This window comes from Larkinella ripae (assembly GCF_054780775.1).
Genome location: NZ_BAAGVR010000023.1, coordinates 270249 through 293686 on the forward strand (window position 1 = coordinate 270249; position 23438 = coordinate 293686).

General features: G+C 54.1%; 21 protein-coding genes. 12 read left to right on the plus strand and 9 right to left on the minus strand.

Going from position 1 to position 23438, the window contains the following annotated elements:
- Positions 1 to 118: 118 nt before the first annotated feature.
- Both ACYVHX_RS18510 and nspC read left to right on the plus strand, forming a co-directional pair.
- Complete coding sequence (locus ACYVHX_RS18510; protein WP_460673161.1) at positions 119 to 943, plus strand: energy transducer TonB; 825 nt, start codon at positions 119 to 121, stop codon at positions 941 to 943.
- Between the two features lie 134 nt (positions 944 to 1077).
- The gene (gene nspC / locus ACYVHX_RS18515) at positions 1078 to 2211 is read left to right on the plus strand and encodes a carboxynorspermidine decarboxylase (protein WP_460673162.1); all 1134 of its coding nucleotides are present in this window, start codon (positions 1078 to 1080) and stop codon (positions 2209 to 2211) included.
- On the opposite strand, the gene ACYVHX_RS18520 is transcribed toward nspC, so the two are convergent.
- The 4 genes from ACYVHX_RS18520 to ACYVHX_RS18535 all read right to left on the minus strand — a co-directional run bounded on the left by ACYVHX_RS18520 (position 2208) and on the right by ACYVHX_RS18535 (position 6047).
- Positions 2208 to 4409 (minus strand): outer membrane protein assembly factor BamB family protein, encoded by a 2202-nt coding sequence (locus ACYVHX_RS18520; RefSeq protein ID WP_460673163.1) that lies wholly within the window; start codon positions 4407 to 4409, stop codon positions 2208 to 2210. The genes nspC and ACYVHX_RS18520 overlap by 4 nt on opposite strands.
- A gap of 72 nt (positions 4410 to 4481) precedes the next feature.
- Positions 4482 to 4700, minus strand: a complete 219-nt coding sequence (locus tag ACYVHX_RS18525) for a hypothetical protein (protein ID WP_460673164.1) — start codon at positions 4698 to 4700, stop codon at positions 4482 to 4484.
- 181 nt (positions 4701 to 4881) lie between these two features.
- Positions 4882 to 5313, minus strand: coding sequence for a VOC family protein (locus ACYVHX_RS18530; RefSeq protein WP_460673165.1), 432 nt, complete (start codon positions 5311 to 5313; stop codon positions 4882 to 4884).
- A 134-nt stretch (positions 5314 to 5447) separates the two neighbouring features.
- Positions 5448 to 6047 carry an RBBP9/YdeN family alpha/beta hydrolase gene (locus tag ACYVHX_RS18535; protein WP_460673166.1) on the minus strand — a complete coding sequence of 200 codons (600 nt, stop codon included), beginning with the start codon at positions 6045 to 6047 and terminating at the stop codon, positions 5448 to 5450.
- 252 nt (positions 6048 to 6299) lie between these two features.
- On the opposite strand from ACYVHX_RS18535, the gene ACYVHX_RS18540 reads away from it, so the two are divergent.
- From ACYVHX_RS18540 to ACYVHX_RS18575, 8 genes are all read left to right on the plus strand, one after another.
- Positions 6300 to 7280, plus strand: coding sequence for a GlxA family transcriptional regulator (locus ACYVHX_RS18540; protein WP_460673167.1), 981 nt, complete (start codon positions 6300 to 6302; stop codon positions 7278 to 7280).
- Between the two features lie 126 nt (positions 7281 to 7406).
- Positions 7407 to 9071, plus strand: a complete 1665-nt coding sequence (locus tag ACYVHX_RS18545; protein WP_460673168.1) for a CTP synthase — start codon at positions 7407 to 7409, stop codon at positions 9069 to 9071.
- Between the two features lie 116 nt (positions 9072 to 9187).
- Positions 9188 to 11026, plus strand: a complete 1839-nt coding sequence (yidC, locus tag ACYVHX_RS18550) for a membrane protein insertase YidC (RefSeq protein WP_460673169.1) — start codon at positions 9188 to 9190, stop codon at positions 11024 to 11026.
- Positions 11027 to 11111: 85 nt separating this feature from the next.
- The gene (locus ACYVHX_RS18555; protein ID WP_460673170.1) at positions 11112 to 12830 is read left to right on the plus strand and encodes a tetratricopeptide repeat protein; all 1719 of its coding nucleotides are present in this window, start codon (positions 11112 to 11114) and stop codon (positions 12828 to 12830) included.
- A 122-nt stretch (positions 12831 to 12952) separates the two neighbouring features.
- Positions 12953 to 14245, plus strand: a complete 1293-nt coding sequence (hemL, locus tag ACYVHX_RS18560; protein ID WP_460673171.1) for a glutamate-1-semialdehyde 2,1-aminomutase — start codon at positions 12953 to 12955, stop codon at positions 14243 to 14245.
- Positions 14242 to 14928 carry an HAD family hydrolase gene (locus tag ACYVHX_RS18565; protein ID WP_460673172.1) on the plus strand — a complete coding sequence of 229 codons (687 nt, stop codon included), beginning with the start codon at positions 14242 to 14244 and terminating at the stop codon, positions 14926 to 14928. Before hemL ends, ACYVHX_RS18565 begins: the two co-directional genes overlap by 4 nt.
- A 2-nt stretch (positions 14929 to 14930) precedes the next feature.
- On the plus strand, positions 14931 to 15938 hold the full coding sequence (locus tag ACYVHX_RS18570) for a glycosyltransferase family 2 protein (RefSeq protein ID WP_460673201.1): 1008 nt from the start codon (positions 14931 to 14933) through the stop codon (positions 15936 to 15938).
- Positions 15939 to 15963: 25 nt separating this feature from the next.
- Complete coding sequence (locus ACYVHX_RS18575) at positions 15964 to 16953, plus strand: NAD-dependent epimerase/dehydratase family protein (protein ID WP_460673173.1); 990 nt, start codon at positions 15964 to 15966, stop codon at positions 16951 to 16953.
- Between the two features lie 4 nt (positions 16954 to 16957).
- Here the strand turns inward: ACYVHX_RS18575 and ACYVHX_RS18580 are convergent, their stop codons facing one another.
- The gene (locus tag ACYVHX_RS18580; protein ID WP_460673174.1) at positions 16958 to 17722 is read right to left on the minus strand and encodes a class I SAM-dependent methyltransferase; all 765 of its coding nucleotides are present in this window, start codon (positions 17720 to 17722) and stop codon (positions 16958 to 16960) included.
- 119 nt (positions 17723 to 17841) lie between these two features.
- Between ACYVHX_RS18580 and ACYVHX_RS18585 the strand changes: the two genes are divergently transcribed.
- Positions 17842 to 18198 carry a hypothetical protein gene (locus tag ACYVHX_RS18585; RefSeq protein ID WP_460673175.1) on the plus strand — a complete coding sequence of 119 codons (357 nt, stop codon included), beginning with the start codon at positions 17842 to 17844 and terminating at the stop codon, positions 18196 to 18198.
- 63 nt (positions 18199 to 18261) lie between these two features.
- Here the strand turns inward: ACYVHX_RS18585 and ACYVHX_RS18590 are convergent, their stop codons facing one another.
- Positions 18262 to 18426: a hypothetical protein gene (locus ACYVHX_RS18590; protein WP_460673176.1), complete on the minus strand. Its 165-nt coding sequence runs from the start codon at positions 18424 to 18426 to the stop codon at positions 18262 to 18264.
- A 101-nt stretch (positions 18427 to 18527) separates the two neighbouring features.
- Here ACYVHX_RS18590 and hisS point away from each other — a divergent pair, with 101 nt between their 5' ends.
- A complete protein-coding gene (gene hisS / locus ACYVHX_RS18595; protein ID WP_460673177.1) occupies positions 18528 to 19907 on the plus strand; it encodes a histidine--tRNA ligase in 1380 nt (459 codons plus the stop codon).
- A 60-nt stretch (positions 19908 to 19967) separates the two neighbouring features.
- On the opposite strand, the gene ACYVHX_RS18600 is transcribed toward hisS, so the two are convergent.
- The 3 genes from ACYVHX_RS18600 to ACYVHX_RS18610 all read right to left on the minus strand — a co-directional run bounded on the left by ACYVHX_RS18600 (position 19968) and on the right by ACYVHX_RS18610 (position 23356).
- A complete protein-coding gene (locus ACYVHX_RS18600) occupies positions 19968 to 20807 on the minus strand; it encodes an outer membrane beta-barrel protein (RefSeq protein ID WP_460673178.1) in 840 nt (279 codons plus the stop codon).
- Between the two features lie 81 nt (positions 20808 to 20888).
- A complete protein-coding gene (pgi, locus tag ACYVHX_RS18605; RefSeq protein ID WP_460673179.1) occupies positions 20889 to 22559 on the minus strand; it encodes a glucose-6-phosphate isomerase in 1671 nt (556 codons plus the stop codon).
- 11 nt (positions 22560 to 22570) lie between these two features.
- Positions 22571 to 23356, minus strand: a complete 786-nt coding sequence (locus ACYVHX_RS18610) for a glycoside hydrolase family 25 protein (protein ID WP_460673180.1) — start codon at positions 23354 to 23356, stop codon at positions 22571 to 22573.
- Positions 23357 to 23438: the final 82 nt, after the last annotated feature.

Sequence of the window (23438 nt, forward strand, 5' to 3'; positions counted from 1 at the left end):
CGGAATTAATAGCTGGTTATATACCAAAAAGATTTGGGAAAAACGAAATTACTTTATTGAAAACTTGTATATATAATTTTCTGATATATATTTGTATCACTCTTAATAACCTACAATCATGACACCCGAACAACTGAAGGTTGCCACGCTGGACGACATCGTCTTTGAAAACCGCAACAAATTGTATGGTGCTTACGATCTACGCCGGTTTTACAACCAAAGTGCCAGCCGGGCCCTCTGGCTGGGAATTGCCTTATTTGGTGCGGCATTGGCTACCCCAACCCTCTACAACCGCCTGAAACCGGCTGAAACGCCGGACCAGTTTATGAACGAAGTAATTCTGGAAGACATCAAAACGCTGCCGCAGGAAGAGCCCCCGGTGGTGGTGCCCCCGCCCAAAGTGGAGTTGCCGCAGGTGCCCACGATCCGGAACCTGCCGGTCGAGGTGGTGACCGAAGCGCCGGACGACGTGACGGTGCCAACGGTGGAAGATCTGGAGGACAGGGTGTCGAGTGACAAGACGCAGGAAGGCGACCCGAACGCACTCGATGTCATCGAAGCACCTACCGAAAGCGCCGGCCCGGCCCCGGTGGAGGAAGCCATTAAGGTAGAACGCAAAACCGACGAGGTTTTCATTGCCGTCGAGCAAAATCCGCAGTTTCCGGGGGGCGCCAAAAAAATGGCCGAATTTCTGGAAAAGAACCTGAATTACCCACCCCAGGCGTCGCGGGCCAATATAGCCGGCAAGGTTTACCTGCAATTTGTCGTCAACACCGACGGAAGTATTGTGGATGTGTCGGTGGTGAAAGGCGTCGGGTTTGGCTGTGACGAAGAGGCCCTGCGGGTGGTGAAGAAAATGCCCAACTGGCAGCCGGGCAAACAATCGGGCCGGCCGGTGCGGGTGAAGTATACGCTGCCGGTGGTTTTTGCGCTCTCGGAATAAACGCAGATAAGAAGTGATAGACGTGACTAACCCCCGCTGGCCCGGAACCGGCGGGGGTTTTTTATGGTTAGCAAACCACGGTTTTCCCTATTTTTGTGGTTTAAAAAGCCATCCATCGACGTTTTCCCTTTCTGATGATCGACTTCACCCAAATTCCCTCCCCCTGTTTTGTTCTGGAAGAAGGCAAGCTGCGCGCTAATCTCGCTCTGATCGATTCCGTTCAGCAACAGGCTGGCATCCGGATTATTCTGGCCTTGAAAGGCTTTTCGATGTTTAGCGCCTTTCCGCTGGTGAAGCAATACCTGGGTGGTGCCACCGCCAGCTCGCTCAACGAAATCAAATTGGTGAACGAGTACATGGGCGTTCCGGCGCATACCTATATTCCGGCAATTCGGGACGACGAGTTTGACGAAATTCTGGCGCGCAGCAGCCACCTCACCTTCAACTCGCTGAGTCAGTGGGAGCGGTTTAAAAACCGGGCGCTCGGTACGGGGGTTTCCTGCGGCATTCGGGTCAATCCGCAGTATTCGGAAGTTGCCACGGATATGTACAATCCCTGCGTGCCGGGTTCGCGGCTGGGCGTTACGCGCAATCTGATCGGGGATCGGCTGCCCGACGGAATCGAAGGCATTCATTTTCACACCCTCTGCGAGAACGATTCGTACACGCTGGAACGCACGCTCGAAGCCCTGGAAAGCCGGTTTTCGGACCTGTTGCACCAGGCGAAATGGGTGAACATGGGCGGAGGTCACCTGATGACGCGGGAAGGATACGACACCGATCACTTGGTTCAACTCCTGACGACCTTCCGGCAAAAATACGAGGTGCAGGTGATTCTGGAACCCGGTTCGGCCATTGGCTGGCAAACGGGCGTGCTGGTTTCGACGGTGCTTGATTTGGTTGATAGTCAGGGAATTGATGTGGCTATCCTCGACACTTCCTTTGCCGCTCATATGCCCGATACGCTCGAAATGCCGTACAAACCCCGCATCCTGAATTCGTACCACGAGCCCGTGGCCGGAAAACCGACCTACCGCTTTGGCGGCATGACCTGCCTGGCCGGGGATTTCATGGGCGATTACAGTTTCGATGCGCCCCTGCAAGTGGGTGACCGCATTGTTTTTGATGACATGATTCACTACACAATGGTGAAAACCAGTACGTTTAACGGTGTTAACCTGCCTTCCATCGGAATCTGGCAGGAAGACAACACCTTCCGGTTGGTGAAAACGTACGGCTACGAGAGCTTCAAGGATCGGCTGAGCTAACGGGTTGGCTGGTGGTTCGGCAGCGCAAACGCCAGGATGTAACCGGCCGGATTTTCCTTGCTGCCCCCGACGGACAAGGCCACAAATTGCCGGTTTCCGCTCACGTACGTGGAGGCCGTGGCGTTGGCAATGCCCGGCAGGGTGGTTTCCCAGACCAGTTTGCCGGTCGCTTTGTCGAAGGCTTTCAGCTTCCGGTCTTCGGTGCCGCTGATGAACACCAAACCGCCCGCCGTTACAATGGGGCCCGCCGAACCTTCCAGCCCGGTTTCCGGCGCGCCGGCTTCCTGCAAATCCGGATCATTGCCCAGCGGAACCTGCCAGGCGTAATCGCCGGTGTTGAGGTTAATGGCGCTTAGCGTTCCCCAGGGCGGTATTAGCGCCGGGTGGCCTTTTGAATCGCGGAAATGCCCGTATGCCGTCAGGTTCAGGTATTTGTCGGCTCCTTTCTGCGTCTGCCCAGTTTCCAGTTTGGTTACTTTGCTGGAATTCCGCACGCGGTCGAACAGAAACGAAAGGATGGCCTGCTCTTTCCCTTTCACCACGCTGGCAAAAGCGGGCATTTTTCCGCCCCCCTGTTTAATTTTCGTCAGGGCCGCTTCCCGACTCATGCGGTTTCGCAGGCCGATCAACGACGGATAGGTCGGTTCGTCGCCGTTCTTGTCTTTGCCGTGGCAACTTACGCAGTAGGTCATGTAGAGGCTTTGCCCCTGATCGAAAACCGTCTGGTCGCGGGCTTCTTTTTCAGGATCTACTTTCTGCATCGACTGAATTTCCGGCGAATCGTTGGATTTGACGTAGAGCAAACTCGTACCGGGATCGTAGGCAGCACCGCCCCATTCGGCCCCACCCCGGGTACCGGGCAACATCAGGGTGCCTTTCAGATCGGGTGGGGTAAACAGCCCTTCGTAACGCATGGAGCGAAATTTCTTCACAATCGAGTCATGGCCGGCCGGTGAATAAGCCGTCAGATCCGCTTCCGTCATCCACTGGCGGGCGAACGGTTTGGGTTTGAGCGGAACCGGTTGCGTGGGCCAGGCTTCTTCGCCGGGCAGGTGGGACACCGGAACCTTCCGTTCTTCGATCGGAAACAGGGGCTCGCCGGTTTCGCGGTTGAACACAAACACAAAACCGTGTTTTGTGATCTGGGCCACGGCATCGATTTTTCGGGGTCGACCGTCGGGGCCGTTTCGTACCACCGTCACCAGATTCGGCGGAGCCGGCAGGTCGTAGTCCCACAGATCGTGGTGGACGGTCTGGAAATGCCAGATGTGTTTTCCGGTTTTGGCATCGAGCGCCACCACACAATTGCCGTACAGGTTCTGGCCTTTCCGGTCGGCGCCGTAAAAATCGTAGGAGGGTGAACCCAGCGCCAGAAAGACCATACCGCGCTGCGTATCCACGCTCATACCGGCCCAGTCGTTGACCCCACCGGCGTAGGTGTAGGCGGTTTTCGGCCAGGTTTCGTAACCGGGCTCACCGGGTAGCGGAATGGTGTGGAAGGTCCAGACCAGCTTGCCGGTTCGGATGTTGTACGCCCGGATGTAACCAGGTTGGGCGCCGTACAATTCCGACACCTCCGCGCCCATGATCAGCAAGTCCTGGTAGACAATACCGGGCGAGGTTGGAATGACCGAAATGGTTTTGGGGTCGTCGCGCAGGCCGACATTCATGCTGACTTGTCCTTTTTTACCAAATCCCGGGACCGGTTTTCCGGTGCGGGCGTCCAGCGCAAACAGCACATCACCCCCCGTAACCAAAATCCGTTTGTCGGAACCGTCTTCCCAATACGTCACACCCCGGCTGACGCCACCGCCCAAACCGCCATCGAACGGATCGAACGACCACTTTTGCCCGCCGGCCGAGGCATCGAGCGCGTACACCCGGTGCCGGGCCGAAGTGGCATACAGGACTCCGTCAACGATGATGGGATTGCATTCGCTGCTTCCGGCCCGGGCGTTGGGCAGCGCATCCCGGAACGGAAAGGTCCAGGCCAGTTGAAGCTGACCGACGTTGTCGAGCGTAATCTGGTCTAGCGCCGAATAGCTGGTGCTGGCGGCATCGGCCTTGTAGATGCTCCAGCTGCGGTTGGGAAGTTCGTCCGTTTGGGATGCAGCGAGTAGAATCGAGAAAAGCAGGGACAGAACCAGCAGCAGTTTCTGGAAAACCGGGTCGCTGAAACGGTGGAAACGCTGGCGCATGGAAGAGGCTGACGGGGTTTGGGCTTGGAAGCACAAGATAACCAATCGGCCCGAAAATTACGGCATAGCGGGTCAATCAGGCAGGACTTCCGCCTTGAAACCGTAATGCTGCACGATTTCAATGATGCCCGAAGTATTGACCAAACCGGTGACGGATTGGATGCGCAGAATTTTATCACAGTCTTCGAGGTCAAAGTGGGCCGCATACCCCCGGAACGATAGATGAATCTGGGTGATCAGGCTCGTCGCGTGGCGCCGGTCGTTGACATCGGTTTTAAATACTTCCACCATGCTTTTCGGGCTTTTTCGTTGGCTCGTGGTTTTGATCTGCAAATCGAACCTGGAAGGTCGTATAGACCTTCCAGGTTTACGTTGGCCGGTTTTCGGTAGCCGAGCATTCGGGCGGTTTTCTTTCAGCTATCCGGGCCAGTGGTGTTCATGGATTTGTTGTTACTGTGTCGTCCGTGAGCGATTAGGCCGCGTAATTCTGATCGTAGCTCACCATCCACTGAATGCCGAACTGATCCGTCAGCATACCGAAATAGGCACCCCAGAATGTGGTTTCCAGGGGCATTTCAACCAGACCACCGGCGGAAAGCGCCTTGAATAGCTGATCGGCTTCTTCTTTTGTATCGGCGCTGATGGCAATCGAAACGTTAGTTCCAACGACCAGCTTTTGCCCCCGGCTGTCCAGCGCGTCGGTGGCCATCAGAATGGTGTCATTGCCGAGCGGCAGGGCAATGTGCATGATTTTGTCCCCATCTTCGGGCGACACCTTATCGGCTTCCGTCGTTTCGTTGAATCGTTGGAGCATGGCGAACTCTCCGCCAAAAACGGATTTGTAAAACGTAAAAGCTTCTTCCGTATTTCCGTTAAAATTCAGGTAGGGATTGAAACGTGCCATGCTATAAGGTTTGGTTTGTGGTGATTGATTAACGATTGACGTTGCAAATCTAGCTCGAAACCGGTCCTGAAGCCGTCCGTGATTGCGGCAAGATGCAGGGGGATTTGCGACAATTTTGCCACGGAATGGACCCATCAGGCGCCCTTTGAAAACGGGGTTTTAAAGGTTTTTTTTCGGTGCGGTTTTTTGGATAGCTGACGGATGGTGTCGGCCAGTTCTGCACAGCCTTCGGTAAACAAATGGCCGCGGTGATTCAGGACCCGGAGCGTGGCCGCCGGAATCCGCTCGCCATAGTGAGCCAGGTGTGAAAACGGAACCACTTCGTCGTCGCGGCTGTGAAAAAGAAAAATTCGCGGTACCTGGGCGAGCTGGGGCAACGATTTCCGGAGGGCAAAGTCCCGGCTTTTCCAGCCCGATTCGCCCCAGTACGGAGCCGCGATGATGCACACGCCAAGTACCGGTTTTTTCAGGGGTTCCTCCGATAGGTATTTTACCAGAACGGAACCACCCAGCGAATGACCCACCAGAATCACTTCACCGCTTAAACGGTCGAGTTCGTGCTCCACCTGCATTTTCCAGCGGTCGTAGCGGGGATTGTCCGGATCCGGCAGGGTGGGGTAGTGCACCCGGTAGGCAGGCCCTAGCATTTTCTGCAGGCTGGCTACCAGTTCACCACTGCCCGCGCGAGCCCCCTGGGGACCAGCGCTGTGGATGAACAGGACGTGTTTTTTCATGAGCAGACTGGTACGGTTAAAAACGGGATCGGGTCCCGGCGGTTTTGCCTTGTCGGGTGAATTTACCGCCGGAACAAAAACCGGTTAATCAATTTTCGGCAACCGGTTTTCGGACCATACGACGCAAAAACCGCCTTCCGCTGCGGGCTCGTCACCCCTACAAACCTACCGGAATAAATTGAGTCGGAGCGGGGGTAAACACGGCATTCTGAGGGGTTGTTTACGACAGGACATTCCTTTACTTTTGGCAGTATGAAACATATATCGATCTTAGTTCCCCGGGGAGCTATTTTAGGTAGCCTGGAAGGCACCCGCCAACTGTTTACGCAGGTCAACCAGTTTTTTGCCGCGAAAGGGGCACCTCCCATGTTTCAGGTTCAATTGGTTGGTCTTTCGAAAGAGACCCCCCTGTGTGGCGGCTTGTTTACGGCGCACGCGGATGTAACCATGAACGAAGTCACCAAAACCGATCTGATCATTATTCCGGCGCTCGACGGCGATCTGCGGCTGGCCATCGAAAAAAACCGGGATTTTATTCCGTGGATTACGCAGCACTACCATCGGGGCGCGGAGGTGGCCAGTCTGTGTCTGGGGGCTTTTCTGCTGGCTTCGACCGGGTTGGTGAACGGCCGGAGTTGCGCGACCCACTGGCTGGCGACCAACGACTTCCGCCAGTTGTTTCCCGAAGTCAATCTGGTGACGGAGAAAATCATTACCGACGAACTGGGGATTTATTCCAGCGGGGGCGCGTTTTCGTACCTCAACCTGATTTTGTACCTCATCGAAAAATACGCGGGTCGGGATATTGCCGTGCTGTCGGCCAAGGTATTTGCCATTGAAATCGACCGCGAAAGCCAGTCGCCGTTCACGATTTTTCAGGGGCAGAAAGAGCACGAGGACGAACCGGTGAAGAAGGCGCAGGAGTTTATCGAAAACAATTTTCAGGACAAGATCACCATTGACCAGCTGGCCGACATGAACGCGCTGGGTCGCCGGAATCTCGAACGCCGGTTTAAGAAAGCCACCTCCAACACCGTGGCCGAATACATCCAGCGGGTGAAGATTGAAGCCGCTAAGAAGAACCTGGAAATCAGCCAGAAAAACGTCAACGAGATCATGTATGATGTGGGTTATTCGGATACCAAAGCCTTCCGGACGATCTTTAAAAAGATTACGGGACTGTCGCCAATCGAATACCGAAACAAATACAACAAGGTGGCGGCTGTTGCGTAGGCACAACGTTCGCTGACTGTCAGTCGATTACTGGGTATTGTTAACTTTTTATCGCCCGACGCCCGCCAATTGTCCGGAAATTTCCGTACTTTTATATCCCGTAACAATCCCAATTCGTTTTCAGACATGGCTCCATCCGGTCAGAAAACCGCTAAGTACATTTTCGTTACGGGCGGTGTAACTTCTTCCTTAGGCAAGGGCATTATTGCTTCTTCGCTGGCTAAATTGCTTCAGTCTCGCGGCCTGTCGGTCACGATTCAAAAGTTTGATCCTTATATTAATATTGACCCCGGTACGCTCAATCCCTATGAGCACGGCGAATGCTACGTCACCGACGACGGCGCGGAAACCGACCTCGATCTGGGGCACTACGAACGTTTTCTGAACATCCGGACCTCGCAGGCCAACAACGTGACAACGGGCCGGATTTACAACAACGTCATTACGCGCGAACGCAAGGGCGATTTCCTCGGGCGAACGGTGCAGGTGGTGCCGCACATCACCGACGAAATCAAACGCAACATCCGGCTGCTGGGTGAAACGGGCGAATACGACATCATCATCACCGAAATCGGGGGATGTGTGGGCGACATTGAATCGCTGCCGTTTGTGGAGGCCGTTCGGCAGTTGAAGTTTGAACTGGGCGAAAAAGACACGCTGGTGGTTCACCTGACCCTGATTCCGTACCTGGCCTCGGCGGGTGAGCTGAAAACCAAACCGACGCAGCACTCCGTTCGGATGTTGCTCGAAAACGGCGTTCAGCCCGACATCATTGTGTGCCGCACTGAGCATCCGCTGCCCAACGACATTCGCCGGAAAATTGCCCTGTTCTGCAACGTCCAGGTCAATTCTGTCATTGAAGCGATCGACGCCGAAACGATTTACGACGTTCCGCTGCTGATGCGGAAAGAGAAACTCGATCAGCGGGTGTTGTACATGCTTGATCTCTACAACGATCAGGACGCCGACCTCGATAGCTGGAAGGAGTTTTTGAGCCACCTGAAAAATCCGACGGACGCCGTGACCATCGGGCTGATCGGGAAATACGTGGAACTGCGCGATGCCTACAAATCCATCGCCGAAGCATTTATCCACGCCGGAGCCAAAAACGAGTGCAAGGTGAACATCGAGTGGATTCAGTCGGAAACTCTGGGCGATTATGAGCAGGTGGCCGAGCGTCTGCGCGAACTCGACGGAATTCTGGTGGCTCCCGGTTTTGGCGAACGCGGAATTGAAGGCAAAATTAACGCCATTCGGTTTGCCCGCGAAAGCGGCATTCCGTTTTTTGGCATTTGCCTCGGGATGCAGTGTGCCTGCATCGAGTTTGCGCGGAACGTGCTGGGCTGGAACGAATCCCACTCCGCCGAGATGAACCCAAATGCGTCGCACCGGGTTATCGACATGATGGAAAGCCAGAAAAAGGTGACCAACAAAGGCGGCACGATGCGGCTGGGCGCGTATCCCTGCAAGATCAAGAAAGATTCGCTGGCGTTCCAGGTTTACGGCAAAGCGCAGATCAGTGAGCGCCACCGCCACCGGTACGAGTTTAACAACGAATTCATCAGCCAGTTTGAGAAAGCCGGCATGGTGCCGACGGGCATCAACCCCGAAACCGGCCTGGTGGAAATTGTGGAATTGAAAAACCATCCCTGGTTTGTCGGCGTGCAGTTTCACCCCGAGCTCCGCAGCACGGTGATGGATCCGCATCCGCTCTTTGTGGAGTTTGTGCGGGCGTCACAGGTTCATTCTCAGGATAAACGGATGGTTGACTCCACGGCGAATGTTGGTTAAGCCTTGGCTTATCCGTACTTTTGCGGAATAAATATTACGTTCAAGAGTTAAGGTTTAACGTTTGAAGAGCTCGTTAGCCACGTTAATCCTTAACCCTTGGACTTTAAACCAAAAAAATGGATCGTAATCAAATTATTGGTATTGTCTTGATTCTGGGAATGTTGCTGGGGTATCAGTTGTTGATGCCGAAGCCCGCTCCGGAACTGAAGCCCGAACAGGAAAAAGCAACGTCTGCTCCCTCACTACCAGCCGCTCAAAAAGCCGAAGCTCCCCTGGATTCGGCAGCCTCCCGGAAACTTTACGGTGATTTTGCCACTGCCGCCACCGGCCAGAGCCAGGATATTGTCGTTGAAAACCCCGATATCCGGGTGACGTTTAGTACGCAGGGGGGACGCGTGAAAGAAGTTCTGCTCAAAAAGTATACAACCTACGACCAGAAACCGCTGGTACTTCTGAATGAGCAGAGCACCGAAATGGCGCTCGAACTGCCCACCAGCCGCGGCAAGGTCAATGTGGAGAAATTATTTTTTACCACCACCAGCCCGGCCCAGTCGAGCGTTCAGGGAACTGGACAAACCGTGACGTTCAAACTGGCGCTGTCGCCCACCGAATCGGTGGAACAGACCTACACGATTCCGGCCACGGGCTACGTCGTTGATTATGACCTGAAACTGAACGGCCTGGACAACGTCGTTTCAAACACGGATATCCGGTTTTTGTGGCAGGATAAAATGCGTCAGTTCGAGAACGATCTGGCCGAAAACCGCAAATCCGCCACCATCAATTACCTGTCGGCCGACGAGAATTTCGACGGGCTGACCGAAGGCGCCAGCGATCAGGAAGCGACCCTGGAAGAACCGGTCAAGTGGTTCACCATCAAGCATAAGTACTTTCTGGCCGGTTTTGTGGCCGAGAACAGCCCGCTTAAGAAGGCGGTTTTTAAAACCATCGTGAATCCGGACGATTCCAGCACCGTAAAAACCGCCATTGCCGATGTCCTGATTCCGATGGCGGATGTCCGAAGCGGCAAGGGCAATTACCGGTTTTATTTCGGCCCGAACGACTACCAGCTGCTCGACGAAGTGGCTCCGGAATTCGACCGGAACGTGTACCTGGGGTACGCTTTCCTGAAGCCCGTCAACAAGTACTTTTTTGTGCCGGTTTTCAACTTTCTCGAAAAATTCATTTCCAATTACGGTTTGCTGATCATTGCGCTGGTGGTGTTTGTGAAACTGCTGCTGACGCCCCTGACCTACCGTTCGTACGTCAGCATGGCGAAAATGCGGGTGCTGGGGCCGGAGGTGAACGCAATTCGGGAGAAAGTTGGCGACGACATGGCCAAACAGCAGCAGGAAACCATGAAGCTCTATCAGCAGGTGGGCGTCAGTCCCCTGAGTGGTTGTATTCCGGTGCTGGCCACGATGCCGATTCTGATGTCGCTGTTCTTTTTGTTTCCGAACCTGATCGAACTGCGGCAGAAAGAATTTCTGTGGTCGAGCGACTTATCGACTTACGACTCCTTTATTAAATTTCCGTTCGCGATTCCGTTTCTGGGCTCGCACCTGAGCCTGTTCACGATCTTCATGACGGCTTCAAGTTTGGCGTATGCGTATTACAACAACCAGATGACGCCCGCCCAGCCCAACAGCCCGATCAACATGAAGGCCATGAGCTACGTATTTCCGCTCATGTTCATGTTTGTGCTGAACTCGTTCCCGGCGGGTTTGACGTTCTATTACTTTGTGTCGAACGTGGTTACCATTGCCCAGCAATTGCTGATTCGCAAGTTTGTCGATGAGGATAAGATCAAGACGGTTCTGGAAGAAAACCGGAAGAAGTTTGCCAAGGGCGATGTGAAAAAATCGAAGTTTCAGGAAATTCTCCAGCGCTCGCTCCAGCAGGCGGAGGATGCGAAGAAACAGGCTGAGGAAGCCAAAAAACGGACGAAAAAATAAGCCCCTTTTTCGCCTTCTCTATAACAAAACCAACGCGACTGCGTTGGTTTTGTTAGTTTTGTGCCACGCTTCTTACCCGAATCAGATGAACAGGATTTTTGCGTCTTCGGCCGGTTTCCGGTTTTTCAGTTTGCTGGCACTTTGGTGGGCGAACGCACCCATGACGCTGGCGCAGTCCGACCAGGCTGATCGCCGGTTGAAGGAAGCCGTGCGTTTCATTCAGCAAAAAGAGTACGTGAAAGCCAAAGCGGAATTGCGGCCCCTGACCGATAGCAGGACGGGTGGCATTGCGCCGTTTGCCCATTACTACCACGCCCTGGCCGATTTCGACCAAAAGCGGTTTCCAGAATCGCGCATGATGCTGCGGCAGTTGATCGACCGGTTTCCGGACTGGAAAAAAATGGACGATGCGTATTACCTGCTGGGATCGGCCCATTTTGAAAATGGGCAATACGAAGAAGGCATTGAAAGTCTGAACCGCATCAACGATCCGGCGCTGAAACCGGAGCTCAGTAAACTGCAAACGTATTATTTCGTCCAGATCAACGATCTGAACCGCCTGAAAGCGATGCAGAAAGAGTTTCCGAATAACCGGGAGCTGGCTCTGGTGTTGATCGACCAGATTCAGCGCTCATCGACCTCGACGGCGGATCTGGAGTTGTCGGACCGGTTAACCAACCGGTTTGGCGTGCCGGGTATGGTCCGCCCGGTTTCCCCGGAATCGGCTTCCGGTTCGACGACCAAACCGGAGAAAAACCGCAACAAAGGCTATTACAACGTAGGGGTGCTGTTTCCGTTTCGCGTCAATGAAATCAATCCGCAGGACAACGCCCGTTCCAACCAGTACGCACTGGATTTGTACAACGGCATGCGGCTGGCTAAAATGAAGCTGCAATCGGAGGGCATCACGGTCAATCTGTTTGCGTACGACGTGGACAACGACGTGACGAAGATGACTGCGTTGCTGAACAACCCGGGTTTTGCGCAGAATGATTTACTGATTGGTCCGCTGTATGCCGAACCGAACCGGCTGGCGACCGAGTTTGCCAGCCAGAATAACATCCTCCTGGTCAATCCGATTTCAACCAGCAGCGAACTGATCATCAATCAGCCGCTGGCATTTCTGGCGTCGCCCTCCCTGAACCAGCAGGCGGTGAAAACCGCAGCCTTTGCCCGTACCCTGTCCATGAACCGCAAAGCCGCTATTTACTACGGGAACACCCGCAAAGATTCGACGCTGGCGGCACTGTACCAGAACGAACTGAAGCGGGTGGGGTACGCTGTATCGGATTTTCGAAAGGTGAGTGCGGCCGAGGTTGAAACCATCCGGCTGTCGGAAGCAACCAAACCGGGCCATATTTTTCTGGTGAGTTCCGAGGAGGCCATGGGGCCGAAGCTGCTCCGGCTGCTTACCCAGCGCGCCGTTGCGGTGCCGGTGATTGCCACCTCTTCAGCATTTGATTTCGATAGGGCTTCCTTGTCGGTTTTTTCCAAAAGCGATTTGTACCTGGTGTATCCCGAATTTGTCGATTCGCAGCGCCCGGAACCGGTCGAATTTGGGGAACAGTATTTGGAGCAGCGCAACCTGATTCCATCGACCTACGCCTACCAGGGCTACGATATGCTGCTATTTTTTGGCCGGGCGCTGGCGCGTAGCCGGGGGCAGCTTATCAACCGGTCGCAGTTAAAAACCGTACCCGAAGAAGGCTATCTGCTGTCGGGCTACGATTATTCGACCAGCAACGAGAACCAGGTCGTTCCCATCGTCAAATTCGACGGAACCCGGTTTGTGCTGGCCAAGTGAGTGAACTGAACTTAATTTTGAATGAGTGAATGATCGAATGAGTGAATAGCTGCCGCCGTTAAACGTGTGATCTTCGATCCTATTCACTCAATCACTCAATCACTCATTCACTCATTGAAAGCATGACAACGAGCGAGCAACTTTTTGAGAAAGCAAAGACATTAATTCCCGGCGGGGTGAATTCGCCGGTTCGGGCGTTTCGGGCCGTGGGTGGAAACCCGCTGTTTATCAAATCCGCCAAGGGACCTTACCTGTTTGATGAAGACGGAAACCGCTACATTGAACTGATCAATTCGTGGGGCCCGATGATTCTGGGCCACGCCTTCGAGCCGGTGGAAGAAGCCGTCCGGGAAGCCATCCAGCACTCGTTTTCGTTCGGCGCTCCGACACGGAAAGAAGTCGAAATGGCCGAGTTGATTGTGGAGATGGTGCCGTCGGTGGAAAAGGTGCGGATGGTAAATTCCGGCACCGAAGCGACGATGGCGGCCATCCGGGTGGCGCGCGGTTTTACGGGCCGCGATAAACTGATTAAATTTGAAGGGTGTTACCACGGGCACGGCGATTCGTTTCTAATTGCGGCCGGCAGTGGGGCCATTACGATGGGTACGCCCGACAGTCCGGGGGTTACCAAGGCCACCGCTTCGGACACCCTGACCGCGCCCTATAATGACCTGGGCGCCGTTGAAAAACTGCTGAACGCGAATATCAACCAGGTAGCCGCCGTCATTCTGGAACCGGTCGTCGGTAACATGGGCTGCGTGCTGCCTGATCCCGGTTTTTTGCAGGGCTTGCGTGACGTATGCGACAGACACGGGATTCTGCTGATTTTCGACGAAGTGATGACTGGTTTTCGCCTGGCGAAGGGCGGGGCGCAGGAACGCTTCGGCATCCGTCCCGACCTGACCACCTTGGGCAAAATCATTGGTGGAGGAATGCCCGTCGGTGCGTATGGCGGCCGGAAAGAAATCATGGATCTGGTGTCGCCTGCCGGGCCGGTGTATCAGGCCGGTACGTTATCCGGCAATCCAATTGCCATGTCGGCGGGTTTGGCGATGCTGCGACACCTGAACGAATACCCTGAAATCTACCAGCAGCTGGAAAAAACCGGCGAAAGACTGGTGAGCGGTTTTCGGGAATCACTGGTTAAACTGGGGCTGGACTTTACAATCAACCAACTCGGTTCCATGTACACGCTGTTCATGACCGAGCGGCCGGTTTCAAATTTTGTTGATGCCAAAACCTGCGATTTACCGTTGTTCGGGCGGTACTTTCAGGCCATGCTGAAGCGGGGGGTGTATCTGGCTCCCTCACAGTTTGAAAGTTTGTTTCTGTCGGCAGCGCTGACGGACGAGCTGGTCGATCAGGTCATTGAGGCCAATGAAGAAGCCTTGAAAGAAGTGCTTGAAGCGGCATGAAGCAGGACCTGTTGAAAGCCGTCATTTTTGACTTTGATGGGACGCTGGCCGATACGCTTCCCCTCTGCATCAAAGCCTTCCGGAAAGCCATTGAACCGCATCTGAACCGCCCGGTTAGCGATGACGAAATCATCGCGACTTTTGGGCCGTCGGAGGAGGGAACCATCAAAGAATTGATTCCGGAGCGTTTTGACGAAGGCTTAACCGCCTACCACAGCCACTACGCTTCGTTTCATTCCGATGTGCCCAGCTTGTTTGACGGGATTCCGGAACTGCTCAAAGACCTGCAACAACGACAAATCCGGCTGGCGCTCGTCACCGGAAAGGCGCTCAAAAGTGCCATGATTTCGCTGGCGTTTTACCAGATCCAGGACGTTTTCGAGCAGGTTGGACACGGCGATTTAACGAAAGGGCACAAAGCAAAAAACATCCGGCGCATCCTGACGGCGTGGGACCTGAAACCGGAGGAGGTCGTTTACGTGGGCGACGCACCCAGCGACATCACCGCCTGCCGCGAAGCCGGTGTTCCCGTGGTTGCGGCAGCCTGGGCCGCAACCGCCGAGCCGGAACAGTTGCGGACCTTAGAGCCGGATGCGCTGGTTTTTTCGGTGGAGGAATTAGCGCATTGGCTGGAAGAGAGATTCAACGGATTTATCCCTTTGACATTAAACCGTTTGCCATGACGATTCGTTTTTCCGTCATCATCCCCGTCTACAACCGCCCGGAGGAGCTGCGCGAACTGCTCGACAGCCTGTGCCGGCAAACCCGGGTGCCCGACGAAATCGTGGTGGTGGAAGACGGGTCCGTTACCCGGTCGGACCAGGTAGTGGAGCCGTTTAAAAACCGCCTGAACATTCACTATTATTTCAAACCGAACGGTGGGCAGGGTTTCGCCCGGAACCACGGTTTTAAACGCGCCACCGGCGATTATTTCGTGATTTTTGATTCCGATGCACTCGCACCACCGCATTATTTCGAAACGCTGGAAAACCGCCTGAAAACCGATTGGCTGGATGCCTACGGAGGTCCGGATGCCGCTCACCCGAGTTTCACCCCCGTTCAGAAAGCCATCAGTTACTCGATGACCTCGCCGTTTACAACCGGCGGAATTCGCGGCAGCAAGAAAAATCTGGGTGGTAAATTTCACCCGCGCAGTTTCAACATGGGCTTCTCGCGGCAGGTTTACCAGACCATCGGGGGCTACAAAATCAGTCGGATGGGCGAGGACATCGAGTTTGCCATTCGCATCATCGAACATAATTTCAAAACCGGGCTGCTTCCCGAAGCGTTTATTTACCACAAACGACGCACCAGCCTCGGCCAGTTTTACCGCCAGACCCGGTTTTTCGGCCGCGCCCGCATCAACATCGCCCGGTTTTTTCCGGAAGAACTTCGGCTGGTGCACACCTTTCCCGCGCTTTTTACCCTCTTCGTTTTTTCGGTTCCGCTCTGGTTTTTCGTTCACCCGGTTTTGTTCGCGCTGGCAGTTTCGGTTTTGCTGCTGTTTTCGGTCTTGATTCTGATTGACGCTTACCGGAAAGAGAAGAGTTGGAAAGTGGCTTTCCTGAGTATTGAAGCGGCTTTTGTGCAATTGATGGGATACGGAATCGGGTTTTTAAGCGAGGGTTGGAAACGGTTGCGCGAACCCAAAGGCCATCAGGAAACGGGCGCAAATCTGGAATATCCGTCGTAATCCGGGGCATTTTGTAAATTGCCGTATGAAAATTCTAGTCACCGGAAGCGCCGGCCACCTGGGCGAGGCACTGGTCTGCACGTTGCAGCAATCGAACCGGGAGGTGGTGGGTCTTGATGTGCGGGAATCGCCGTTTACCACGCGGGTTGGCTCGATCACCGACCGGGCATTTGTCAAAAGCAGTTTGGCGGGCGTCGATACGGTTTTTCACGCGGCTACGCTGCACAAACCGCACGTGGCAACCCATCGTCTTCAGGATTTTATCGACACCAACATCACCGGAACGCTGAATCTATTGCAGGAATCCGTGGCCGCGGGTGTACAGCAGTTTGTCTTCACGAGTACGACCAGCGTTTTCGGGGATGCGCTGGTGCCGCCCGCCGGGGAGCCCGCGGCCTGGATCACCGAGGAGGTAACGCCGGTTCCGAAAAATATTTACGGGGTCACCAAGGCAGCCGCCGAGAACCTCTGTCAGCTCTTTTCCCGAAACTTCGGGCTGGCCTGCGTGGTGCTGCGCACCTCCCGGTTTTTTCCGGAAGACGACGACCACAAAGGCGCGCGGGATGCCTTTGCCGACGATAATCTGAAAGCTAACGAATACCTGTTCCGGCGCGTGGATCTGGAAGATGCGGTGAGCGCCCACCTGCTGGCGGCCGAACGGGCCCAATCCCTAAGGTTCGGAACCTACATCATCAGTGCGACCACGCCCTTTCTGCCGGCGGATATGGTGGATTTGCGGACAGATGCGCCCGGTGTTCTGGAAAGGCGGGTGGCGGGTTACAAGGCTGAATACGACCGTAGAGGCTGGCAATTCTTCTCCAGCATCGATCGGGTGTATGTAAACGAAAAAGCCAGAAGAGAACTCGGCTGGCAACCCCGGCACGACTTCCAGGCCGTCATCGACCGGCTGAAAGCGGGCGGAACCGTACAAAGTTCCCTGGCCCGACAGATTGGCGTGAAGGGATACCACGCTACCCGGTTTTCCGAAGGGCCGTATCCGGTCGAAGGTGCCTAGGAAATTACTTTTTACAGAGGTAAATAATTTCTCCGGCGGGTAACGAAAACCGCTGGACTTCTTCTTTCGGCAGCTCGAACACAAACCGGTCTTCTACCACCGTAAAACCGCCTTTGGCCAGCCGCTGGGCATAATCACGACCAAACAGCCGGACGTGGTCACTCTGCCAGAATAGGCGTTCGCGTTCTTTGGGGTCCGTAATGGTCGGATCTTCGAAGGTGGTAGGGCGGTTATAATCAATCGGCGACTGGATGATGGCCCAGCCGCCCGGTTTCAGCACGCGGTACAACTCGCTACTGGCCTTGGCGTCGTCGTCGACGTGTTCCATCACATGGTTGCAAAACGCCACGTCGAACGTGTTGTCAGGAAACGGAATCTGGTGAATGTCCATCTTGATTTTGGCCAGGGGCGATTCGATATCGGCCGTGATGTAATCCAGATTGGGCAATTTCTCAAACCGGTCGATGAAGCAGTGTTCCGGCGCAACGTGCAGCACTTTCAGCGGGTCGCGGTAGAAATTGGTTTTTCGTTGCAGATACAGATTCATCAGCCGGTGCCGTTCCAGCGCCAGGCAGTTCGGACACAGGGCGTTGGGCCGCGGAATGTTCCGGCCATACGGCATAAATTCGCGGAAATGGTGGCGGCATACCGTGCATTCAACCGCGTTGCCCCGGTAAAAAACCACCATCGCTTTCATGGCGTAGTGGCTGATGCGCTGCAAAACCGGGCGCGGTACGGTTCGTAAAATAAAGCTGATGAGCTGTTTCATACCAAGGGAACACACCCTCCACGGAACCGAAAACTAATTCCGTTGGGGGTTTATTGCGCATTTATTGACAGATTAAATGACAAAATGTGATTTAGTCTGTTAAATTAGAGCTTTGATCCATGTTGAAATCGAATCCGATGGCCGTAGCTCCTTCCAAACCGCCCGGTCGACGGCTCATCAAACGGATGAGTACGCGCACCAAATGGCTTCTGCTGGCCCCTTTCAGTTTAGTCCTGATTGGGTATGGATTGTGTGTGTTCAGCGAAGCCGCTCACCTGAAACATTCCGGCGAACCATTCAATCGGTGGTTTTTGCTCGGAACCTACAGCCTGATTGTCATCAATGCCGGTATATCGCTGTTCGGACAATCCGTTATTTTTCGCATCCAGATTGAAAACCGCCGAACCATCCGCCGGTACCTGAAGAAAGTACTGCGCGAACGGCTAAAAAAAGAAAACCCCGTCCGTCGAGCGTAACGAGGCAATCGAATGCTTTCGATCAGTTTTCCAAAAGCTGACGACTCAGAGCTAGGCCTGGGCTTACGCTTCGGTCTGGCTCTTCTTGTCGGCAAAAGAAGCCTTGATGGCGTCAACATCCACATTTTTGATATCCGGACGACGCAGCAACTGCTTGATGCGTGCGATTTTATTGTTAGCCCGGGCTTTATTTTTCTGGTCTTTGCGTTTCAGCGCTGTAACTCCCATAATTGTATGAATTAGTCTATTTATTCCAATTGGTCCGCAAAATTAGCGGAAATCCCGCAGAAAATCAACTTTCAAATCATCCGGCTTAGTATTTTTGCGCCATGCAAAAACCGAGTGTACCCCGCGGGACCCGCGACTTTGGGCCGGAACAAATGAGCAAACGGCTTTTTCTGCTGGAAACCATCCGGCAAACCTTCCGGCGCTACGGCTTTCAACCTATCGAAACGCCAGCCCAGGAAAACCTGTCGGTTCTGATGGGAAAATACGGTGAAGAAGGCGACCAGCTCTTGTTTAAAATTCTCAATTCCGGTGATTTTTCAAATGGCCTGACCGATAATGACTGGCAGGAAAACGCCCGGAAGTTAACCCTGAAAATTTCGGAAAAAGGCCTGCGCTACGACTTAACCGTGCCGTTTGCGCGCTACGTGGTGATGAACCGCCACCTCCTGACCATGCCGTTCAAGCGGTACCAGATTCAGCCGGTCTGGCGCGCCGACCGTCCCCAGAAAGGGCGTTACCGGGAGTTTGTGCAGTGTGACGCGGACGTGGTCGGTACGGATTCGCTGCTGTGCGAAGCTGAAATTGTGCTGATGCTGCACGAGAGCCTGCGAAATCTGGGAATTCAGGATTTTACGGTGAAAATCAACAACCGGAAGATTCTGACCGGTATTGCCGAGGTGGTGGGGGCGGAAGGGCAGGAGGGACCGCTGGCCGTTGCCATCGACAAACTCGATAAAATTGGGCAGGAAAAGGTGGTGGAAGAACTGAAACAACGCGGTTTTTCGGACGATTCAATTGCGAAGCTGACGCCCATGTTCCTGTTCCCGGAAGACGCAAAAACCGCCTTTACGCAATTGAAGACCTGGCTGGCCGGTTCGGAAGTGGGTCTGAAAGGCGTGGCCGAACTGGAGGAGGTCTGGACGCTGGTGGGTCAATATGGGCTGGCGAATGCCCAAATGCAGTTGGATGTAACCCTGGCGCGTGGTCTGTCGTATTATACCGGGGCTATTTTTGAGGTGAAGGCCAACGGGGTGCAGATTGGCAGCATCAGTGGAGGTGGCCGGTACGATAACCTGACGGGTGCGTTCGGAATGCCGGGGCTGTCGGGTGTCGGCATATCGCTGGGCGTCGACCGGATTTACGATGTGATGGAGGAGTTGAAACTGTTTCCGGAAACCGGCTTGCAATCGACGCAGGTGCTGGTGGTTCACCTGGATTCGGAAGCCCGCTCGCTGGGTTTGCCGCTGCTGACGCAATTGCGCGCCGGCAATATTGCCGCCGAAGCGTATCCTGATGCGGCCAAGGTGAAAAAGCAACTCGATTACGCCAACGCGAAACAGATTCCGTATGTAGTTCTGATTGGCTCGGAAGAACTGCAAACCGGCCAGCTCGCGCTGAAAAATATGGTAACGGGCGAACAGGAGAAGCTCACCGCGTTCCAAATTGTGGAGAAATTAGCGCAGGAAGCGGCCCGGTTATAACAAAAAACGGTGCCACGAATTTGAGCCGTGGCACCGTTTACACTTAAAACAGCACTCTACTTAGAACTTAAAGCCTACATTCAGGCCCAGGGAGCGACGTTGTGAATTGTTGAATCCGCCAATTGCGTCAGAGAACCCGTGGTGATACATGATGTCAATTAGGACGGGACCAATATCGAAGCCCAAATTGGCCAGGCCCAGGAACGTTCCGCTCTTGATTTCGTCATTATCAATGTCAATGCTGTTGCTACCGCTTAACCGGTTAGCATATTCAGCTCCAATTCCCAGCCGTACTGCCGAGATACCGCGCTCCGATTGAGCTAGTTTTACACCAACCAGGACTGGAATTTGCAGCCATTTGGTGTCAATCCGTCCCGAAATATCCTGCAGCGTAGAGCCATCGCCCGGGCGGAAGTAGTTGGAGCTGGATGCAAAATATTCTACACCCAATTGTCCGTATAACCGGCCACCACCCCGCACAAAAGCACCGATTTGGTAACCCAGACGGCCTGACGGATTGTCGCCGTCGATGTCTTCACCCCGGTAGCGGGTCGTGTTGGCCCCTACGTAAAAACCGCCGGTAAATGCTTTATACGGTTTCTCGGCCCGCGGACGGCTTTGGCGACCGCTGTATTCCGTGCTTGAGCTGGAATAGGAACTGTTCGTGCTCGGTGTCGTTGAATACGAAGAACTGTTCGTCGGTGTGGTTGTGGTCGTCGACGGAGTGCTCATGGAGGCATTCGTCGAATTGGTGCGAAGTGTCGTATCGGTTCCGGTTTCCGTAATCGTCGTAGTTGTCGTCGTCGATTGTACTTTCGTGGTATCTGACGAAATTCCCTGAGCAAAGGCGCTCCACGTTCCCAGCAGGCAAAGCGCAAGCATTGTACTGTTGCGTTTCATGATTATAACGTTGTTGAAGTTGTATAAAAAAAAGGTGTATGTGAATCATACACCTCTTTAACAACGGGAAACTTGGATTGTTTACGACTCCCGTAAATCTTTGTAATAATTTATCAGTCCATTCGTTGAGCTGTCGTGCGACGAAACTGGCTGGTCGTTGGCCAATTCGGGCAGAATTCGGCTGGCGAGTTGCTTGCCCAGTTCGACCCCCCACTGGTCGAAACTGAATATATTCCAGATGACGCCCTGCGTGAAAATCTTGTGTTCGTACATGGCGATCAGGCTGCCGAGCGTGCGGGGCGTAATCTGTTTCACCAGAATCGAATTGGTTGGTCGGTTGCCCGAAAAAACCTTAAAGGGCATCAGCAACGAAACGTCTTCCTGGCTCTTCCCGGATTTGACCAGTTCGGCCACCACTTCCTCCCCGGATTTGCCGTTCATCAGGGCTTCGGTTTGGGCAAAAAAGTTGGAAAGCAACATCTGGTGGTGGTCACCGAGCGGGCGGTGGCTGATGGCCGGAGCAATAAAATCGCAGGGAATCAGCTTGGTTCCCTGGTGAATTAACTGGTAAAAAGCGTGCTGGCCGTTCGTGCCGGGTTCGCCCCAGATGACCGGGCCGGTCTGGTAGGCCGCCGGCTCCCCGTTGCGGTCCACCGACTTGCCGTTGCTTTCCATATCGCCCTGCTGAAAATAGGCCGCAAACCGGTGCATGTACTGGTCATAGGGCAAAATCGCGTGTGATTCGGCCCCGAAAAAATTGTTGTACCAGATGCCGATGAGGGCCAGCGTGGCCGGAATGTTTTCTTCCAGGGGCGTGTTTCGGAAGTGCTGATCCATCGCGTGACCGCCTTCCAGCAGCTCGGCGAAATTTTCGAAACCGATGTAGCAGGCAATCGACAGGCCGATGGCCGACCAGAGCGAATACCGGCCGCCCACCCAATCCCAGAACCCGAACATATTTTCGGGGTCGATGCCAAATTTTTCGACTTCGGTTTTATTGGTTGAAATCGCCACAAAATGCTTGGCAACTGCCGCTTCGTCGTGGGCGTGATCCAGAAACCAGTCGCGGGCCGAATGGGCGTTTGCCATCGTCTCCTGCGTGGTGAAGGTTTTCGAGGCAATCATGAACACCGTCGTTTCCGGGTCGAGTTGTTGCAGGGTTTCGTAAATGTGTACCCCGTCGACATTGGACACGAAGTAAACCTGCAACTGCGGTTTTCCGTTTTTCTGAACGGCGTACGGTTTCAGCGCTTCCGTCACCATGACCGGGCCCAGGTCCGAGCCCCCGATGCCGATGTTAACCAGCTGGGTGATCGGTTTGCCGGTGTAGCCTTTCCACGCACCCGACGCAATCCGGTCGGCGAAACTCTTCATTTTTGCGAGTACCTCGTTCACTTCCGGCATCACATCTTTTCCGTCAACCTCCACAGGCGTGTTCGAGCGGTTTCGGAGCGCGACGTGCAAAACCGCCCGGTCTTCGGTAACATTGATGCGGTCGCCCGAAAACATCTTTTCGATGGCTTCGTAAATACCCGCTTCGCCCGCCAGCCGACGCAGCAGCGTCAGGGTTTCGTTGTCAATCCGGTTTTTGGAAAAATCAACCAGGATATCGTCAAACCGCAGCGAAAAGTGGTCAAACCGCTTCGGATTTTCGGCAAACAAGTCCCGCAGATGGCGGTCTTTGATCTGCTGGTAGTGGTTTTGGAGTTGCTGGTAAGCAGGCAGTTTGAGGAAAGAATGGGTCGGTAACATGGGAGTTGGGTTCAAAGACAAATTTCGTTCAATCGTTCGGGCTCGCAGACAAAAACGTTAAAATCGACCTTGCCCCGAATGCCGTCGACCGAGCCTTTTTCGTTGTGTTGCCAAAAATACAAGTGATCGGCCTTAAACTTATGCGGGTGATCGGATGAATAATCGGCAATCCAGAGGGGATATTCATCAAAATTATTGGCAATGTAGAGCATATAAAAATGCCGATTGACATAGATGATCGGTTTTGTGCCGTAATGCGCTTCGACACGCTCCAGCCAGATCCGGATATCGGCAATCAACTGATCGGCCGGAACCCGGCCTTTGTCGTTGCGTTCCAGGTCCAGCACGGGAGCAAAGTCGCCGGACTGGAGCGATACGGTTTTGATGAAGTTGCTGGCCTGCTTTTCGGGGTCACGTTTGGGGTGATAAAAATGGTATGCTCCTCGTTTCAGGCCCGCTTTTCGGGCTTCCTGCCAGTTGTGTTTAAACCGCCGGTCAACCAGCGTGGCGCCCTCAGTAGCTTTCACAAAAACAAATTGCAGGGCAAGACCGTCGGCCTGCGGCTGGCAAACGCGTTTCCAGTTGATTCGGCTGTTGTGGTGGGAAACATCGATGCCGTGAATGGTGTATTTGAGGGGCATCCGAATGCCGTAGCCGTTCACAAACCGCCATTGTAATTCATTGACTTTCTCCAGCGAACGGAAGTACCACAATCCGGTCAGCAATACGCAGAGCGCCAGAAACGGCCAGAGTAGCAATCTCCTTTTCCGGTATATAAACAAAACGAGCTGACCCATACTGGGCAAAAGTAAGGAGAAAAAAGCAAGAGAGGACGAAAGAAGAACGGGAAATTAAACCCGGTTTCTTCTTTCGTCCTCT